This is a genomic window from Arthrobacter sp. HMWF013 (genome assembly GCF_003061105.1).
In the GTDB taxonomy this organism is placed as follows: domain Bacteria; phylum Actinomycetota; class Actinomycetes; order Actinomycetales; family Micrococcaceae; genus Arthrobacter.
In genome coordinates, this window is the sequence record NZ_QAIQ01000467.1 from 1 (window position 1) to 2329 (window position 2329).

3 protein-coding genes are annotated in these 2329 nt (G+C 68.7%); all 3 read right to left on the bottom strand.

What is annotated here, in order from left to right; genetic code table 11:
- Positions 1–154: 154 nt before the first annotated feature.
- On the bottom strand, positions 155–1195 hold the full coding sequence (locus DBR22_RS16755) for a LacI family DNA-binding transcriptional regulator (protein WP_108599951.1): 1041 nt from the start codon (positions 1193–1195) through the stop codon (positions 155–157).
- A gap of 100 nt (positions 1196–1295) precedes the next feature.
- Positions 1296–2036: a cupin domain-containing protein gene (locus DBR22_RS16760; protein WP_108599952.1), complete on the bottom strand. Its 741-nt coding sequence runs from the start codon at positions 2034–2036 to the stop codon at positions 1296–1298.
- Positions 2033–2329: DUF6807 family protein (locus DBR22_RS16765; RefSeq protein ID WP_181365221.1), on the bottom strand; the 297-nt coding region annotated here is incomplete at its 5' end. The genes DBR22_RS16760 and DBR22_RS16765, both read right to left, overlap by 4 nt.

Below are 2329 nucleotides of genomic sequence, written 5' to 3' on the forward strand. Positions count from 1 at the left end.
GAACTGGTCATCACCAGGATCGAAGCCAAGGAGAAAAACAGCCAGAACCGCACCGACGCCGACGCGGCCGGGGTGGTGGCGGGACTTCTGGCCGGCGGGCTGGAAGCCAGCGCCGCCGCCGTCGGGCGCTGCCGCCGGAACGGTTGAACGGGAACTAGGGGTTTGCCCTGACCCGCCCGGTGGATTCGCGGAAGATGAGTTCCATGGGTGCCAGCGTGGTGCCGTCGTCCGTGGGCTGCCCGCCGCGGATCCTGGCGATCAGTTCGCCCATGCTCCGGGCGCCCAACGCCTCCACGTCCATGTTGACCGTGGAAATTGAGGGGATGAAGTACTTGGATTCAGCCATGTCGTCCCAGCCGAAAACACTGACGTGGTCCGGCACCCTGAGGCCGTGCTCGTGCAGCGCGCGGATCACTCCCATGGCCATGGTGTCATTGGCGGCCACCACCGCCGTGACATCCGGCAGGGCTGCGATGTCCTGGCCGGCGGCGTAACCGGAGGCGGAGGACCAGTCACCGGCGGCGACGCCCAGCGATGTCAGGCCCAGCTGGCCAATGGTTTCCTCATAGACCGCCAGGCGGTTCCGGGCCGATGGCCAGGCTGGAGGTCCGGTCACATGGAAGAAATTCCGGTGGCCCAGGGACGCAAGGTGTTCCACGATTTTGGCCGCCGCGGTGCCGTCTGCCAGGCTGCCGCGGGCACGCATCCGGTTGTCGTACTCACCGGCCACCACCATCGGCACACTGAGCGCCTCGTCAGGGGATGTACCGAGCTTTGCGGGCCGCGGAACAAACGAGAGGATGCCGGCGATGTCATCACCCGCGAGCAGTCCTTGCAGCCGGTTCGCGCGGGCCTGGGCTGTTCCTTCCATGGCCACCACGTCGATGCGGAAGCCGGCGGCGTGCGCCACCTCCGCGGCGCCGTTGAGCATGCGGAGGGGGAAGTACAGGGATGCCTCCGGAACCACCACCACAAGGCGGTACAGCTCGCGGGAACGCAGGGACCTTGCCGCGAGGTTCGGTGTGTAGTTGAGCTCCGCCAGCGCCTTTTCCACCCGCTCCAGCGTGGCGGGTTTGAGCGTGGCTTTGTCCTTCAGGTAGCGGGACACGGTCTGGTGCGATACGCCGGCCAACTCCGCCACGTCGTAGATGGTGGGTGCCTTCGACCGGCCCGGTCCTGCTGCTGACTGCACCATGGCGTCCCTTCAGATGTTCTTCCAGCGGCCGTCGCGGGAGGGATCCGGCTCCAGCCTAATCCCTCCCGTTCCGCCGCTCCTTCCGCGGGCGTCCTGTGGCTCAGGCGGGTCCGCCTGAGTCCCATTTCTGCAGCATGCCGCACATGCCGAAAACCCGTTCCGGAGTGGCCGGTGCTGTCCGGGACACGGCCGCATCCTTGAAGTGGCTGTACTTGCCTTCGGCCAGGTCCGCCAGCCACTGTTCCGTCCGGGCCGCTTCCGGCGCGATCTTCTCGCTCCAGAGCTCCTGCCAGCCCGGGACCCGGGACTGCACCAGCCGGACGGCGTCGCGGTGGAAGCGTTCGACGGCGGCGAGGTCGCCTGCCTGCGCCGCCTCCTTCAGCCTGTGGTACCCGGCCAGCGCCGCGTCCCGCCGGGTCCGGGCAGCGTCAGCCAGGGAGTCCGATACTCGGCCCGGGCCGCCGTCGAGCGCTGCGGTCCGGGCATACCGCTCCGGATTGGCCACGATGTCCGCCTCAAAGGTCAGCACGGCGTCGCCTGCCTCGGGCAGCCCGCCGTTCTGCATGATGGCGAGGACGTCCAGGTTGCCGGTGTTGATGATCCTGTGGATGGTCCCCGGGCTGAACCACAGCAGGTCGTTGGGCGCCAGCTTGTGGGATTCGTAGCCAGAGGCGGTGATGGTTTCCACCCGCCCGGTTCCGCCCAGGACCAGGTAGGCCTCGGTGGAGGCGGTGTGCAGGTGCGGGGAGCCTCCGCAGACGCCGTCGGCCGCTTCCCAGTCGTAAACACCGAGCCGGGTGAGGGCCACCGCGCCGGGAAACGCCTGCCGGGTGAGGGTCATGCGGTGGCCTCCACTGGCTGCTGGCGCAGTGCGTCCCCGGCCACCGCTGCGAGGGCGGCGAGCCGCCCGCCGTCCGAGTCGCCGTCGGCAATCACCACGGCGTACCGGTTCTTCATGGTGGCGCCGGCGGCGAAGGTGACTTCGGCGCTGAAGAAGGGGGCGGGACCGAAGCAGGCGAAGGGTTCGGACCGGGCGAACCATTCCGGCGGGTGCTGGGCGTTGGCGGTGTCGTCGGCGATCAGCACGGTGGAGAAGCGGCAGCTGTCATCGTGCTGGCCCACGAAGGCGAGCCA

What these genes read in the sequence shown, in the direction of transcription:
- DBR22_RS16755 (WP_108599951.1), bottom strand. Translation starts at nt 1,195, where the DNA reads ATGGTGCAGTCAGCAGCAGGACCGGGCCGGTCGAAGGCACCCACCATC.
- DBR22_RS16760 (WP_108599952.1), bottom strand. Translation starts at nt 2,036, where the DNA reads ATGACCCTCACCCGGCAGGCGTTTCCCGGCGCGGTGGCCCTCACCCGG.